Here is a 14,415-nt window from a genome sequence, read left to right on the forward strand (position 1 = left end):
CCGAGTCCGGTCGAGGATCAGTCGAGCAGAACGCCCGGATTGAGCACACCGTGCGGGTCGAGCGCGGCTTTCGCGGCGCGCAGGGCGAGGGCGAACGGGTCCGGGCGTTGGCGGTCGTAGCCGGGGCGGTGGTCGCGGCCCACGGCGTGGTGGTGGGTGATGGTGGCGCGGTGGCGGTGCAGCACCTCGATGGCCGCCGCCTTGATCTCGTCCCACATGGACAGTTCGGCGCCGGGCTTTCCCGGTGCCACAACGGTGAAATACGGCGCCGCGCCATCGGGATACACGTGGGTGAAGCGGCAGTTGAGCAGTCCAGGGACCCCGCACACCTCCCGCACGGCCGCGCCCACCTCCGTCCGCACGGCCTCGACCAGGTCCGGGACACGGTCCCAGGTCGTCGCGGTCTCGAACGTCTCGACGACGCCGCTCATCCTGGCCAGGCCGTCGCGGACGTACGGCATGCGCAGGAAGGCCGCGCGCCACGATTCGACGGCGGCGCCGGAGTTCTCGCGGACTCGGCCGCCGTGCGCGAGCGCCAAGTCCACAGTGGACTTCAGCTGCGCGTCGACCGGGTGGCCCGCGGATTCGAAGCCCAGCACCAGAACGCTGACCGTGCCGTCTCCGGCACCGCTGAACAGCGCCTCGCCCGGGTCGAGCAGGCGGCAGTTCACCGGGTGCAGCCCGGACTGCGCGATGGCACGGACCGCGTCGAGGGCGGCGGCGAAGTCGGTGAAGGTGACGGCGGCGGATGCCTTGTGCGCCGGGCGGTCCTGGACCCGCAGCCACGCCTCGGTGATCACCCCGAGGGTGCCTTCCGAGCCGAGGAACATCCGGTCCGGTGACGGCCCGGCGCCCGAACCCGGCAGCCGCCACGATTCGCTGACGCCCACCGGGGTGACCACGCGCAGCGACTCGACGAAGTCGTCGATGTGCGTGTGCAGGGTGGCGTAGTGGCCACCCGCGCGGGTGGCGAGCCAGCCGCCGACGGTGGAGAACTCGAAGCTCTGCGGGAAATGCCGCAGCGTGTACCCGTGCGGCCGGAGCTGTTCCTCCAGCACCGGCCCGAGCGCGCCCGCCTGGACCCGCGCGGCCCGGCTCACCGGGTCGACCTCCAGGACGCGGTCGAGCGCGGTCAGGTCGAGCGACACCGACGGCCGGTCACCGCGGTACTCGACGCCGCCGACGACGGAACTGCCGCCGCCGTAAGGAATCACGGCAACTCCGGCGTCGCCCGCCCAGTCGAGCACGGCCGCGACGTCGGCCTCGGACAGTGGCCGGGCGACCAGATCGGGCGCCGCCCGCAGGTCGCCCGCCAGCGCGCGCACGACGTCGCGATACGCCTTGCCGTACGTGTGCGCGGCACGGTCGTGCGGCGTGTCGGAGAACCGGTCGGCCAGCGCCGCGGGCGGGCGCACCCGGACCGGCGGCAGCACCAGGTCGGCGGGCGCTGGCACGGGCCGCGGGCGGTCGGCCAAACCGGGCAGCAGCGCGCCGAAACCGGCGCACTCGTCGTCGGGCAGCGCCTGCTCGACGTGCCCCCACCCCCACCACGACCGGGTCAGCGGATCGTCGGCCACGGCAACCTCCTAGCGACTCGCCGGTAAGTTACCGCGAGCGCGCGCGGGCCCCGGAGCCGGTCGTGACACCGGCGCCGAGGCCCGCCGTCCTCACCGTGCGAGGGCGCGGACCGCGATGTCCCGGCCGCGGTGCGGTGAGGCGGACGGCCGTCCCCGCGGTCGACCCTGCGCGACCTGAGGCACCGTCGAAGATCATGGTCCCGGTCCCCGAGTCCCGAGGCAACGGCATCGGGTTCCTTAACCGTTAACGGCGCGGCCGGATCAGCACACCGCGACGTCGACAGTCCACCCCCACCGGAAGCCGTAGCAGCCGGGTCCGAAGTTCAGCGCCACGCCGTGCACCGACCGGCTTCGGTCGAGTTCTGCGGGCTGGGCGGTCTCCACGCCGTGCTCGTCGCGGGTGTACTGCTCGCAGTGGTCGGGTACCGCGGCGGGGTCGAAGCACACCTCCAGCACGAACTCGCGCACCGGCAGCCGGAACTTGCGCTCGTAGTTGGCGTCGACCGGACAGGGCGCGGCGTTGACCAGTTCGTACTCGGTGATGACCGTCTCGCCCTTGGCCAGGGGCCGGTCGAACAGCAGTTCGGCCACCATCAGCCCGGCACCGGGCCGGTTGACGACCCGACCGAGCCCGCAGTGCCGCAGCGGCCGCACGGTCGGCGGCGGCCGGTCGTGCTCGTCGGTGTGCAGGATGACGACCCAGCGGTCGGGCCCGTCGGCCTCGGCGCGCAGGACCTGCCGGGACACGTACGCCTGCTCGCCGCCGTCCGGGCCGACCAGCACCCGGTCGTGCTGGCTGATCCGGGTCAGCCGCTCGTCCCAGGTGATGTCGACCTCCCGCACCGCCTCCTCGACCGGCCCCGGGTGCGACCAGAACGCGCCGATCGCCGGGCTGTCGCCCACGGAGCCGAGCCAACGCCCGCGCGGCCGGGGCGGGCCGAGTAACGCGGCCAGCGCGCCGTCCGGCAGGTCGAGCACGGCCTCCAGGTGCCGCAGCGCGACGAGCGAGTCGCGCCGCTCGGGGCGGCTGCGGCCGGACTGCCAATAGCTCAGGGTGGCCAGACTGACCGAGACGCCGCGGCTGCGCAAACGTTGGCGCAGCCGCTCCAGGCCGAGGCCGCGCGCGCGGATCGCGGCCCGCAGGGCATCCGGGAACGGACCGCGGTCGAGCAGATCGGGCAACGCGGCGGCGTCCCGTGACTCGATGGACATGGCCTCTCCCAGTGCGGTCGCTCCCCGCCGAGACGACAGGTCAGGCACATCGCCCATGGTGGACCGGGATCGGCCGCGGCACAGGAATTAACAGTTAACAGTTTCAGTCGGTGACGACCAGCGTGGCCGAGCCGTTCTCCACCGAGCGCACCTCGACCCGCACACCCTCCACCATCGCGGCCTCACCCGGATTCAGCGTCACGTCCACACCCCCACCGGAGACCCGGACCCGGCCGCGGGTCACCTTGGCCTTGAGTCGCACGTCGAGCACCTCCAGGGTCGGCGAACCGGACACCGTCATCTCGCACCGGTTCTCCGTGCACCGCCAGGAGTCCTGCGCCTGCGGGTCACACCCGGCGCTGCCCGCCACCGCCAGCAGCACCGATGCGACCGTACTCCCGCGGAGCACCGATCTTCGCACCATGCGCTGCTCATCGCGGCCGTGCTGTCCGCCGTAACAACGCGCCCGCGGCGGGATCGGTCAAGGTGACCTGGTCTGCCCCAAGGGGTCAGACCATGTACTGGTCGTGCTTGGCGAAGAACTCGGCCCACTCGGCGGGCTCCAGCGTCCGGCCGGAGTCGATGATCTCGGCCAGTTCCAGGAAGTACTCCTCGCGCGGCGGTGCGGGCGCGAACAGGATCAGCATGGCCGCGGGCTCGTCGGAGTCGTTGGCGAACGCGTGCACGCCACCTTCGGGCACGTACAGGAAATCACCCGCGGCGGCGTCGATCCAGGTGCCGCCGTCGAAGAGCCGGACGGTGCCGTCGAGGATGTAGAAGGACTCCGAGAACGTCTTGTGGAAGTGCGGTTCCGGGCCGCCTGCCCCCGGGGCCATCTCCCAGCGGAAGAGGCCGAACTGGCCGCGGGTCAGCGCCGCGGGCGCCACGAAGTGCGCGGCGGATTTCGGCCGGTCGAGCACGGGAACCTCGTTCACCGGCCGGAAGACGGCACTGTGTTCACCAGTCGAGCCCAGGTACGACATCCGCGCTCCTCTCCACCCTGGCAGTAGACCGTCGCACGGGCCGATAGTCCACCCCCCGGGCGGATGCCGTCACGGCCGGGGCTGTTGGTCGCCCACGACGGCACGCGGTCGGGCCGGGCGGGGGATGCGGGTGAGGGCGCGGACGCGGCGGGTGCGGCCGTGTTCGGCAAGCAGGACCAGCAGTTCGCCGTCGACCACGGCGGCCAGTTTCCGTTGCGCCCAGTCGGAAGCGGCGAGCACGGCGGCCGGGTCGACCGGCTTGCCCGCGAACGCGTCGCGCAGGACGCACCACTCGGCGAGCCGGGAACGGACGAAGTCGACCTGCGCGACGGCGGGCTTGACCGCGGCAGCCCAGCGGGCGAAGTCGGCGTCGGACCGGGCGCGCGCGTCGATGCGCGCGACCACGGCGGCGACAGCCATCGCCTGGTCCGGGTCGCGCAACACGAGCGCGAGGAACGCCCGCTCGTCGACGGGCGCCGCTTCGCGGTACCACTCGTACCGCAGGTGTTCGTCGGCCGCGAGCGCGGCCTGGTCATGATCCGCGCGGCCGGTCAGCGCCGCCACGGATGCGATGTGGTCGAGCAGGTTCACCGTGTTTCCTCCGGCAGGCAAGACTAGTGGGCGCGCGTCGGAGCGGATCACGGAGATGGGGTTGGCCGGACCGGACGCCGTGCCGATCACTTCCCTCGGATTCATGGAGTTTCCAGTCCATCGTGATCGCCGCCCCGCCCGAGCGGGTCTGGGCGATCTACGCCGACGTCGAGCGGTGGCCGGACTGGACCGCTCGGCAAGGTCATCGGCAGGCTCGGCGCCGGGCTCACCGACCGCTACCTGGCCATGGAGGCCGAGGGGATCAAGGCCCGTGCCGAGGCGCCCTGACCCGCGTATAGGCTGACCGCATGGGTGGGGGGCCCGAAATCGAGTCGACCGATCCGGGCGCCCGTGCGAGGCTGAACCCACCGTCGCTTCTTCATCGTGGAGGTCCGCATGTCCGAGCAGCCGGAGAAAATCGAGACCGAGGACAGCGAGACCGAGGACGGCGCCGAGGAGCAGGACCTCAAGAGCAAGTTCCGCCAGGCGCTGGCCCGCAAGCAGGCCCGCAGCCAGTCCGGCGAAGGCCACGCGACCGGCGGCTCCAAGGTCCACGACGCCCACGGCAAACTCGGCGGTAAACGCCAGTTCCGCCGCAAGAGCGGCTGATCCTCCCTACAAGACCTGCTTCTCCAGGGCGGCCAGTTCGGTCTCCAGGTGGGCGAGCAGCCGCTGCAGGTGCGGGACGCTGCGCCTGCAGCCGGTGAGGCCGAACTCCAGGCTGCCGTCGTAGCTGGTCACGGTGATGTTGAGGGCCTGGCCCTCGGCCGGGATGGACACCGGGTAGATACCCTGCATCCGGGCGCCGTTCCAGTAGAGCGGGGCCTTCGGGCCGGGCACGTTGGAGATGAGCAGGTTGAACGGCGGCGGGGTGAGCCGCACCGCGCCCGGCACCAGCGCCACCGCCAGCGGGGCGAACGGGATCGCGCTGAGCGCGATGATCTGCAGTTGGCTCATGCCGTCGTAGAACTGCTTGCCCCGGCGCATCGACTCGACGATGGCGGCCAGCCGGTCGGCCGGGTCGTCCAGGTCGGTGGCCAGGGTGCACAGGATCAGGCCGATGGCGTTGCCGCCCGAACTGGAGTCCTCGGCGCGCAGCGAGATCGGGACCGCCGCCACCAGCGGCTTGTCCGGCAGGGTGCCCAGTTCGAGCATGTACTGGCGCAGCGCGCCCGCGCACATCGCCAGCATCACGTCGTTGACCGTGGCACCCGCGGCGGCGCCGACCGCGCGGATGCGCTCCAGCGGCCAGCCCTGCGCGGCGAACCGGCGGGCGCCGGTGATCGGCACGTTGAACATCGACTTGGGCGCCTCGAACGGCAGCGTGGCCGACTGCTCGCGGAACGCCTGATTGACGTACTTCGCCGCCGCCGGGCCGAGACCGACGAGGTCGCGCACGACGTTGGCCGCCGCCGCGAGGCCCTGGAACGGCGGCGCCTCGCCGCGCGGGCGGGAGTCGGCGGCGTTCGTGCGCATCCGCGGCGACCACGGCGGCCGCATGCCCCGCTCGTCCGCGTCCGGCGACAGCGACCGCTGCAGCAGGCGCAGCGCCGACACGCCGTCGACGAGCGCGTGGTGGACCTTGGTGTAGACCGCGAACCGGTTGCCCTGCAAGCCCTCGATGAGGTGGAACTCCCACAGCGGGCGGTGCCGGTCGAGCAGCGAGCCGTGCAGTCGGGACACCAGTTCCAGCAGCTCGCGCACCCGACCCGGGGTGGGCAGGCCGGAGAGCCGCACGTGGTACTCCAGGTCGAGCAGGTCGTCGTTGGCCCACGCCAACTGGCCCAGGCTGCCCACCGGCCCGCGCGGCCGCCTGCGAAACAGCGGCTGGACGTCGACCTCGGTCAGCAGTTCGCGGTGCATGTCGCTGACATAGCCGGGGCCCGCGCCCGGGGGCAGTTCGAAGAGCTGGAGGCCGCCCACGTGCAGCGGATGCTCCCGCGATTCCCCGAGCAGGAACATCGAATCCGTCACGGGCATCATCGGCATGGCGTTCCTCCTCGAACCCGGGTCGTCCCGGTGGTCCAACGCTGCCACCCGGACCGGGTTACCGCAATCAGCCGTGCCGGGGCCGGCCGTCCGGGATGGACAGTGCGCTCAGCGCGAGTCGGAGTCGATCAGGTATTGGCCGCCGCGCAGGATGACCCGGACCACCTTCTTCGCCGAGACCTCGCCCGCCGCCGACTTCACCGTCACGTCGACGGGCACGTTCACCGAGCCGTCCGGGTTCGCGGTGACCCCGTTGGCGTTGCGCGAGCTGACGTAGTCGTACTGCGCCCAGTGCCGCTCGAACGCGGCCAGGTCGCCGAACACCGCCTGGCCGTTGGGGCCGAGCATGGCCCAGCGCCGCGCGGGCGGGGTGTCGCTGCCGAAGTAGGAGATCACCTGCCTGCCCGCGGCCGAGTAGTCGGTGACCTTCGCGGTGTCCGGCACCGGGGTGGACGGCGGCGCGGACGGCTGCCCGCTCACCGTGACGGTCGTCGTCGCCGCGCCCGGGGTGCCGGGGTCGGTGCCCGGCCTGCCCACCACGATGGTCACCACGCCCGCGAGCAGCACGACGCCCAGCAGGGCCGCGATCAGCGGCCCGCGCCGGGGTTTGGGCTGGTCCGGGCGCACCCGCGGCGCGGCGACCGGGTGCGCGGGCACCGTGCGTCGCACGTCGAACGCCCGCACGGTGCGCTGCGCGTCGAACGCGGGCACGGTGCGCTCCGCGAACGTGGGCAGCGGCGCGGTCGGCAGGGTCAGCGCGCCCGCCGCCTCCGCCATCGTCGGGCGGTCGGCCGGGTCGACCCGCAGCAGCGACATCAGGGTCGACGCGAACGGGCCCGCGTACCGCGGCGGCGGCACGTTGCCCGAGGCCACCGCGTGCAGCAGGGCCAGCGGGTTGGTGTTGGTCCCGAACGGCGGCGCGCCTTCGAGCGCGTGGTAGAGCGTGGCGCCGAGGGAGAACACGTCCGACGCGGCACTCGGCTCGCGGCCGCGGGCGACCTCCGGCGCGAGGTAGGCGGGAGTGCCCGCGACCATGCCGGTCTCGGTGGCGGTGCCGTCGTCGTGGGCGCGGGAGATGCCGAAGTCGGTGATCTTCACCATGCCGTCGTCGTCGAGCAGGATGTTGCCTGGCTTGACGTCGCGGTGCACGATGCCCGCGGTGTGCGCCGCCGCCAACGCCGCGGCGACCTGCACCCCGACGGCCGCGACCTGCTCGGCGGGCAGGGTGCCCCGCTCGGCGAGCACCGCGGACAGGCTGCGCGAGGCCAGGAACTCCATCACCAGGAACGGATCGCCCTCGTGCTCGGCGACGTCGAGCATGGCGATGGCGTTGCGGTGGTGCAGGCGCGCGGCGATCCGCGCCTCCCGCATCGCGCGGCCGCGGGCCAGGTCGGTCTGCGCCGCGGAGAGCCCGGGCCTGCTGCGCAGTTGCTTGATCGCGATGACGCGCTCCAGCCGCTCGTCCTTGGCCCGCCACACCACCCCCATGGCGCCGCTGCCGACGGACTCCAACAACCGATACCGCCCGGCGACGAGCTGACCCTGTTCGATGACGCGGCACTCCTCGCGATCGGCCCCCGACCCTCAACCCCCGAGACTAACGAACCCCGCCGCCCAGCGGCGATGAGTCCGCCGACGGCGTCACCGGCGAACCGGATTGGTGACGTCAGCACGGTGCGGCACACTGCTTCCGGGATCGACCGGACCCTGGAGGCAGTAGGTGACTGAGGCGACGACGCTGCGCGTGGCGGCCGTGATCGAGGAGACGGCGCACGCCCGCTCGCTGGTCTTCGACGGCGACCTCGACTACCGACCCGGCCAGTTCCTCACCCTGCGCGTGCCCAGCGACCGGTGCGGCTCGGTGGCCCGGTGCTATTCGCTGTCCAGTTCCCCGTTCACCGGCGACCGGCCCACGGTGACGGTCAAGCGCACGGCCGGTGGCTACGCGTCGAACTGGTTGTGCGACAACATCTCCGCGGGCGACACCGTCGACGTGCTGCCGCCCGCCGGGCTGTTCACTCCCGCGTCGCTGGACGCCGATCTGCTGCTGTTCGCGGGCGGGTCGGGCATCACGCCGGTCATGTCGATCCTGAAGTCCGCGCTGCACCAGGGAAATGGCCGGGTGGAGCTGGTCTACGCGAACCTGGACGAGCCGTCGGTGATCTTCGGTGCCGAGCTGAAAGCGCTGGCGGACAGCCACTCCGGGCGGCTGACGGTGACGCACTGGCTGGAGGCCGAGCGGGGCCTGCCGACAATCGACGACCTCGTCGGGCTGGCTCGGCCGCACGCGGCCCGCGACGCGTTCACCTGCGGACCGGTGCCGTTCATGAAGGCCGTCGTGGAAGCGTTGCAGCTCTTGGAGTTCCCGCGCGAGCGGCGGCGCGTCGAGCGGTTCGTGTCGCTGGCCGCGAACCCGTTCGACCGCCAGATCGCGTGAGCACGCGCCCGGTGCCCGCGCCTGCGGGCGTCGAGTTGATCAGCTCGTGATTTCGCCCGACAACTGGACCGGTGCGGCCTACCCCGGCATGCTGTGCGCGTGCCTACCGAGAACAAAGTTCCCGCCTTCGACCTGATCGGCAAGCGGTACGACGAGTCCTTCGTCGAGCGCGACGTGCAGATCGCCGAAGCCGCGTGGCTGATCGATCAGCTTCCGCCCGGCTCCCGAGTGCTCGACCTGGGCTGCGGCAGCGGCCTGCCCACGGCGAAACAGCTCGTGGACGCCGGGATGGACGTGGTCGGCGTCGACGAGTCCCAGACGATGCTCGACCTGGCCGCCGCGCAGGCGCCCGGCGCGACCTACCTGCACGCGGACCTGCGCGAGCTGGGCGAGCTGGGCGAATTCGACGCGGTGGTCGCGTTTTTCGCGCTGCTGATGCTGTCCAAGGCCGACATCGAGCGAAATCTCCGCGACATCAGGGCGCTGCTGCGCGGTCCCGGGCTGCTGCTGGTCAGCATGGTGCAGGGCGACTTCGACACCTTCCCGGTGAACTTCCTCGGCTCGCCGACGACCGTGTCCGCCTACCCGCCCAGCCAGCTCCGCACGGTTGTGGCCGACGCGGGTTTCGAGGTGCTGGCGCTGCGCGAGTTCGAGGCCGAGGCCGAGCCCGGTCGGATCGAGGTCCAGCTCTACCTGCGCGGAGCCAAGTCCTAGCGGCAGAGCCAAGTCCTAGAGCCAGTCCCCGGCCGAGAGGCCACCGCGCAGCCGGTTGAGCGCGCGGTGCTGGGCCACCCGGACGGCCGTCGCGGTCAGCCCGATCGCGACGGCCGTCTCCTGGGCGGAGAGGCCGACGACCAGGCGCAGCACCAGGATCTCGCGCTGGCGCGGGGCGAGGGTGTCGAGCAGCTTGACCAGCCGGGTGCGCATCTCCGCGCGCAGCGTCAACTGCTCGGGGCCGAGGCCGACGTCGACGGTGTCGGGCACATCGGCCACCGGATCGGAGCGGTCGCGCCCGGAGCGGCGGTAGTAGTCGGCGACCTTGTGCGAGGCGATGCCGTAGACGAACGGCAGGAACGACTCGCAGTCGTCGGAGTAGCGCGGCAGCGCGCCCAGCACGGCGAGCAGGATCTCCTGCGCGACGTCGTCGGCGGAGGAGAACGCCGAGCCGGCGCGGCCGATGCGGGCCCGGCAGTAGCGCACGATCGCCGGGTTGATCCAGGTGAACAGGGTCCCGGTGGCTTCCTTGTCGCCCTTGAGCGAGGCGGCGACCAGCTCGTGGAACGCCGAACTCTTCAGCCGGGCGAACACCGCGTCCGTGCTTGTGGTCCGCACTGCGGGCACGGGAGTGGCTCCGTGCGCGTCAGCGGCGGTGGTGGGAACTGTCGAACTCACATGAGCCCCCAGATTATGCGGCGCACCGATAGGGGAGGTACACCGTCGAAGCCCGGAACGGCGCGGGTGTCCCGGCTCACCGTCGCATCCATCCGCGTGACCGTCGGATTCGATGGTGGACCTGACGGAGAGTGATGTTAGCCGGGGGACGTGCCGTGCACCAGGGGTAAGGCTGCTGCATATGAGCGATGTTTTCGTATTCAACCTCACAGCGGAAAGGGTCGAACGGCCCTATGCGCCGTACGGTGTCCGCCGACCCCGGTCGACCACCCCTCGGCGGACACGGGTTCGGGACCCCGGTGGGCCAGGCCGCCGTGATCAGGAAAACCCCAGACAGGCAGTACCGTACTGGGCGAAATCGGATCTCGGAACCACCGCCCCACTGTCCTCTATGGACACCAGGATCGAGCGCATCCGCAAGTGGACAATTCGACCCGTCCGAGGGACTACGACAATCAGGTGATCGTGTCCACGAATGGCCTAGCGGGCGCTCTACGTACAGCATGTGCCGACCGGAACCGAGGTCACTGGTCAAGCACGGAGAGTGAGCTCGACCGGGGCGCGCGTTGACACTGCGGGCAACCGTTCCTAGCGTTGCCCGGGCCGGCCAGCCACCCGACAGGGGATGCACCAGCCATGGACACCACCAGGCGGCCGACCGTCGTGGTCCTGCACGGACCCGACCGACCGCCGCAGATGACCGCCGTCGAACGGCGCGCCACCGTCCGCTATGCCACGCCCTCCACCCTCGCCGACGCGCTGACCGGCGCGGACGTCCTGTTCGTCTGGGATCTGCGCACCACGGCGCTCACCAGGGCCTGGTCGGCCGCCAACGTCCTGCGGTGGGTGCACGCGGCCGGCGCGGGGGTGAACCACGTGCTGTTCCCCGCGCTGCGCGACAGCGACGTGGTGGTGACCAACGCGCGCGGGATCTTCGACGAGCCGATGGCCGAGTACGTGCTCGGTCTCGCGCTCGCCTTCGCCAAGGACCTGCCGACGACGCTGCGGCTGCAGCAGCGGCGCAAGTGGCAACACCGGGAGACCGAGCGGCTGGCCGGGTCGAGCGCGCTGATCGTGGGCACCGGTCCGATCGGGCGGGCGATCGGGCGGAAGCTGACGGCCGTGGGGGTGTCGGTGTCCGGGGTGGGCAATGTCGCCCGCGCCGCCGACCCCGACCTCGGCGACGTGGTGCCGATGGCCGAACTGCGCGCCGCCCTCCCGCACCACGACTACGTGGTGCTGGCCGCGCCGCTGACCCCGGCGACGACCGCGCTGATCGACGCGGCGGCGCTGCGCGCGCTGCGGCCCACCGCGCGGCTGATCAACATCGGCCGCGCCGGGCTCGTCGTCCAGCCGGACCTGATCGACGCGCTCGACGGGGGCAGGCTCGCGGGCGCCGCGATCAACGTCTTCGCCGACGATCCGCTGTCGCCGACCTCGCCGCTGTGGGGCATGCCGAACGTGCTGATCTCCCCGCACATGTCCGGCGACGTGAAGGGCTGGCGGGAGGAACTGGTGCGCCTGTTCCAGGAGAACCTCGACCGCTACACCTCCGGCCGCAGGCTGACCAACGTGGTCGACAAGCGCCAGGGCTCCGCGTAGCAGCCCGCCGACCCGCTTGCTACTCTTGAGTAGGTAAGCGCGGTCGGACGAGACGGGAGCACCATGACGGAAGCCACCAGGCAGCCACGACGCGATGCCATGGGCGCGGCGCTCGCGGCGCTGAACAGGCTGGCGAGTACGGCCGTGCTCGACCGGTTCGGGCTGCGCGGGCCCGTCCAGCGCGGGGTGTACGAGGCCACCCGGACCGGCTTCACGGCGGTCGGCGCGGCGAGCCGGACCTTCGCCGCCGCGCACCGGCTCGGCAAGCCGCACCGGCCGGTCGCGACGCCCGAGCACGGCTTGTTCGACCTGACGCCCACCGACGAGCAGGCGATGATCCGCGACACCGTCACGGAGTTCGCCGCCGAGCGAGTGCGGCCGGTCGCCGCCGACGCGGACGCGAAATGCGAAGCGCCCCAAGGGTTGCTGACACAGGTCACCGAGTTGGGCGTGACCCTGGTCGGGGTGCCGGAGGAGTTGGGCGGCCTGGGCACGGAACGCTCGGCCGTCACCGCCGTGCTGGTCGCCGAGGCGCTGGCGCACGGCGACATGGGCCTCGCGGTCGCGTGCCTGGCGCCGTCGGCGGTGAGCACGGCGCTCGTGCTGTGGGGCGACGCCGACCAGCAGGCCACCTACCTGCCGTCGTTCGTCGGCGACACCGTGCCCGCCGCGGCGCTGGCGGTCCAGGAGCCGCGGCCGCTGTTCGACCCGTTCTCCTTGCGCGCCAAGGCATATCGCACGGCGGGCGGGTTCGTGCTGACCGGTGTCAAGGCGCTGGTGCCGCGGGCGGCGCAGGCGGAGCTGTTCGTGGTGGCCGCCGACCTCGACGGCCGCGGACCCGCACTGTTCGTGGTGGAGTCCGGCACGGCCGGGGTGAGCGTCGAGGCCGAGCCCGCGATGGGCCTGCGCGCCGCCGGGATGGGCAGGCTGCACCTGGACAAGGTGGCGCTGCCCAACTCGGCGCTGCTCGGCGCCGGACTGTCCGATGTGTACGCCGACTGCGTGCGGCTGTCCCGGATCGGTTGGTGCGCCTTGGCTGTGGGCACCGCGCAGGCCGTGCTCGACTACGTGATCCCGTACGTCAACGACCGCGTCGCGTTCGGCGAGCCGATCAGCCACCGGCAGAGCGTGGCGTTCAAGGTGGCCGACATCGGCATCGAGCTGGCAGGCATGCGGCTGCTCACCTACCGCGCGGCGAGCCGGGCGGAGCGAGGTATGCCGTTCGCGCGGGCGGCCGGGCTCGCTCGGCGGCTGTGCGCGGAGAAGGGCATGGCGATCGGCAACGACGGCGTGCAGTTGTTGGGCGGACACGGGTTCGTCAAGGAGCACCCCGTGGAGCGGTGGTATCGCGATCTGCGGGCGGTCGGTCTGGTGGAAGGCATCATGCTCGTGTGAGGACTGACGAATCGAGGAGTCGAACACCGTGATCAGTCTTGAGGTTCCGCAGAAGTTCCAGCAGCTCGTCGACCAGGCCCAACTGGCGGCGGCGGAGTTCTTCCGGCCGCACTCGCGCAAGTACGACCAGGCCGAGCACACCTACCCCAAAGAGCTCGACATGCTGGCCGCCGTGCTCGACGGCCTCGCGGCCTCGGGCGGCGGCGCGGGCGCGGGCGGTGTCCGCCGCGAAGAGGGCGCCGACAAGGACACCGGCAACCGCAACGGATCGAACCTACGCCTGCTCCTCGGCACCATCGAGATGTGTTGGGGCGACGTGGGTCTGCTGCTGTCGATGCCGCGTCAGGGCTTGGGCAACGCGGCCATCGCCTCCGTCGCCAACAACGAGCAGATCAAGCGCTACCAGGGAAAATGGGCCGCGATGGCCATCACCGAGCCCGACACCGGGTCCGACTCCGGCGCCATCCGCACCACGGCCGTGCCGGACGGCGACCACTACGTGCTCAACGGCGAGAAGATCTTCGTAACCTCCGGCGAACGCGCCGACTGCGTCGTGGTCTGGGCCACTGTGGACCGCGCGCTGGGCAAGGCCGCCATCAAGTCCTTTGTGGTCGATCGGAACACCCCCGGCTTCGAACTGGTGCGGCTGGAGCACAAACTCGGCATCCGCGCGTCGGACACCGCGCACTTCCGGCTCGACAACGTCCGGGTGCACAAGGACAATCTGCTGGGCAGCCCGGACATCAACACCGACCAGGGCTTCGCCGGTGTCATGCAGACCTTCGACAACACCCGCCCCCTGGTGGCCGCGATGGCCGTCGGCGTCGCCCGCGCCGCCCTGGAGGAAACCCGCCGCCTGCTCGAAGACGCGGGCGTCGCCATCGACTACGACCGCCCGGCGAACACCCAGCACGCGGCCGTCGCCATTTTCCTGCAACTGGAGGCGGACTGGGAGGCGGCGTACCTGCTGTCGCTGCAGGCGGCCTGGCTGGCGGACAACCGCAAGCCCAATTCGCTGCAGGCCAGCATGGCCAAGGCGAAGGCGGGCCGGGCCGGTTCCGACATCACCCTGCGCTGCGTCGAACTGACCGGCGCACTGGGCTACAGCGAGAACTCGCTGCTGGAGAAGTGGGCGCGCGACGCCAAGATCCTGGACATTTTCGAGGGCACCCAACAGATCCAACAACTCATCGTCGCCCGCAGACTACTCGGCAAGTCCTCCGCCGAACTCAAGTAG

Annotated in this window: 14 protein-coding genes; 6 read left to right on the forward strand and 8 right to left on the reverse strand. The window is 71.7% G+C overall.

Annotated elements, in window-relative coordinates; genetic code table 11:
- Positions 1 to 17 precede the first annotated feature (17 nt).
- The 5 genes from ACT4N7_RS17060 to ACT4N7_RS17080 all read right to left on the reverse strand — a co-directional run bounded on the left by ACT4N7_RS17060 (position 18) and on the right by ACT4N7_RS17080 (position 4,468).
- The gene (locus tag ACT4N7_RS17060) at positions 18 to 1,577 is read right to left on the reverse strand and encodes an FAD-binding oxidoreductase (protein WP_444829733.1); all 1,560 of its coding nucleotides are present in this window, start codon (positions 1,575 to 1,577) and stop codon (positions 18 to 20) included.
- 261 nt (positions 1,578 to 1,838) lie between these two features.
- Entirely contained in the window at positions 1,839 to 2,789 is a 951-nt protein-coding gene (locus tag ACT4N7_RS17065) for a helix-turn-helix domain-containing protein (RefSeq protein WP_444829734.1), read from the reverse strand.
- Positions 2,790 to 2,892: 103 nt separating this feature from the next.
- Positions 2,893 to 3,171 (reverse strand): hypothetical protein, encoded by a 279-nt coding sequence (locus ACT4N7_RS17070; protein ID WP_444829735.1) that lies wholly within the window; start codon positions 3,169 to 3,171, stop codon positions 2,893 to 2,895.
- Between the two features lie 127 nt (positions 3,172 to 3,298).
- Positions 3,299 to 3,772 carry a cupin domain-containing protein gene (locus ACT4N7_RS17075; protein WP_444829736.1) on the reverse strand — a complete coding sequence of 158 codons (474 nt, stop codon included), beginning with the start codon at positions 3,770 to 3,772 and terminating at the stop codon, positions 3,299 to 3,301.
- A gap of 69 nt (positions 3,773 to 3,841) precedes the next feature.
- A complete protein-coding gene (locus tag ACT4N7_RS17080) occupies positions 3,842 to 4,468 on the reverse strand; it encodes a hypothetical protein (RefSeq protein ID WP_444829737.1) in 627 nt (208 codons plus the stop codon).
- A 291-nt stretch (positions 4,469 to 4,759) separates the two neighbouring features.
- On the opposite strand from ACT4N7_RS17080, the gene ACT4N7_RS17085 reads away from it, so the two are divergent.
- Positions 4,760 to 4,972, forward strand: coding sequence for a DUF5302 domain-containing protein (locus ACT4N7_RS17085; RefSeq protein ID WP_444829738.1), 213 nt, complete (start codon positions 4,760 to 4,762; stop codon positions 4,970 to 4,972).
- A gap of 6 nt (positions 4,973 to 4,978) precedes the next feature.
- On the opposite strand, the gene ACT4N7_RS17090 is transcribed toward ACT4N7_RS17085, so the two are convergent.
- Together ACT4N7_RS17090 and ACT4N7_RS17095 are read right to left on the reverse strand one after the other, a co-directional pair.
- The gene (locus ACT4N7_RS17090) at positions 4,979 to 6,352 is read right to left on the reverse strand and encodes a WS/DGAT/MGAT family O-acyltransferase (protein ID WP_444829739.1); all 1,374 of its coding nucleotides are present in this window, start codon (positions 6,350 to 6,352) and stop codon (positions 4,979 to 4,981) included.
- A gap of 108 nt (positions 6,353 to 6,460) precedes the next feature.
- Positions 6,461 to 7,867, reverse strand: coding sequence for a protein kinase domain-containing protein (locus tag ACT4N7_RS17095; protein ID WP_444829740.1), 1,407 nt, complete (start codon positions 7,865 to 7,867; stop codon positions 6,461 to 6,463).
- A 205-nt stretch (positions 7,868 to 8,072) separates the two neighbouring features.
- Between ACT4N7_RS17095 and ACT4N7_RS17100 the strand changes: the two genes are divergently transcribed.
- Positions 8,073 to 8,789: an FAD-binding oxidoreductase gene (locus ACT4N7_RS17100; RefSeq protein ID WP_444829741.1), complete on the forward strand. Its 717-nt coding sequence runs from the start codon at positions 8,073 to 8,075 to the stop codon at positions 8,787 to 8,789.
- A gap of 99 nt (positions 8,790 to 8,888) precedes the next feature.
- Positions 8,889 to 9,503, forward strand: a complete 615-nt coding sequence (locus ACT4N7_RS17105) for a class I SAM-dependent DNA methyltransferase (protein ID WP_444829742.1) — start codon at positions 8,889 to 8,891, stop codon at positions 9,501 to 9,503.
- 15 nt (positions 9,504 to 9,518) lie between these two features.
- Here ACT4N7_RS17105 and shbA read toward each other — a convergent pair whose 3' ends face one another.
- Positions 9,519 to 10,121, reverse strand: a complete 603-nt coding sequence (gene shbA / locus ACT4N7_RS17110) for an RNA polymerase sigma factor ShbA (RefSeq protein WP_444829788.1) — start codon at positions 10,119 to 10,121, stop codon at positions 9,519 to 9,521.
- Positions 10,122 to 10,817: 696 nt separating this feature from the next.
- Between shbA and ACT4N7_RS17115 the strand changes: the two genes are divergently transcribed.
- The 3 genes from ACT4N7_RS17115 to ACT4N7_RS17125 all read left to right on the forward strand — a co-directional run bounded on the left by ACT4N7_RS17115 (position 10,818) and on the right by ACT4N7_RS17125 (position 14,415).
- Positions 10,818 to 11,783 (forward strand): D-2-hydroxyacid dehydrogenase, encoded by a 966-nt coding sequence (locus tag ACT4N7_RS17115; RefSeq protein WP_444829743.1) that lies wholly within the window; start codon positions 10,818 to 10,820, stop codon positions 11,781 to 11,783.
- A gap of 99 nt (positions 11,784 to 11,882) precedes the next feature.
- Positions 11,883 to 13,178, forward strand: a complete 1,296-nt coding sequence (locus ACT4N7_RS17120; RefSeq protein WP_444829789.1) for an acyl-CoA dehydrogenase family protein — start codon at positions 11,883 to 11,885, stop codon at positions 13,176 to 13,178.
- Between the two features lie 28 nt (positions 13,179 to 13,206).
- On the forward strand, positions 13,207 to 14,415 hold the full coding sequence (locus ACT4N7_RS17125) for an acyl-CoA dehydrogenase family protein (RefSeq protein ID WP_444829744.1): 1,209 nt from the start codon (positions 13,207 to 13,209) through the stop codon (positions 14,413 to 14,415).

Origin of the sequence: Actinokineospora sp. (genome assembly GCF_052390155.1) — a bacterium.
Taxonomy (GTDB): Bacteria; Actinomycetota; Actinomycetes; order Mycobacteriales; family Pseudonocardiaceae; genus Actinokineospora.

Excerpts from the sequence above, each read along its gene's own strand:
- ACT4N7_RS17080 (WP_444829737.1), bottom strand. The coding sequence starts at position 4,468 with ATGAATCCGAGGGAAGTGATCGGCACGGCGTCCGGTCCGGCCAACCCC.
- ACT4N7_RS17065 (WP_444829734.1), bottom strand. The coding sequence starts at position 2,789 with ATGTCCATCGAGTCACGGGACGCCGCCGCGTTGCCCGATCTGCTCGAC.
- ACT4N7_RS17075 (WP_444829736.1), bottom strand. The coding sequence starts at position 3,772 with ATGTCGTACCTGGGCTCGACTGGTGAACACAGTGCCGTCTTCCGGCCG.
- ACT4N7_RS17090 (WP_444829739.1), bottom strand. The coding sequence starts at position 6,352 with ATGCCGATGATGCCCGTGACGGATTCGATGTTCCTGCTCGGGGAATCG.
- ACT4N7_RS17085 (WP_444829738.1), top strand. The coding sequence starts at position 4,760 with ATGTCCGAGCAGCCGGAGAAAATCGAGACCGAGGACAGCGAGACCGAG.
- ACT4N7_RS17115 (WP_444829743.1), top strand. The coding sequence starts at position 10,818 with ATGGACACCACCAGGCGGCCGACCGTCGTGGTCCTGCACGGACCCGAC.
- ACT4N7_RS17120 (WP_444829789.1), top strand. The coding sequence starts at position 11,883 with ATGGGCGCGGCGCTCGCGGCGCTGAACAGGCTGGCGAGTACGGCCGTG.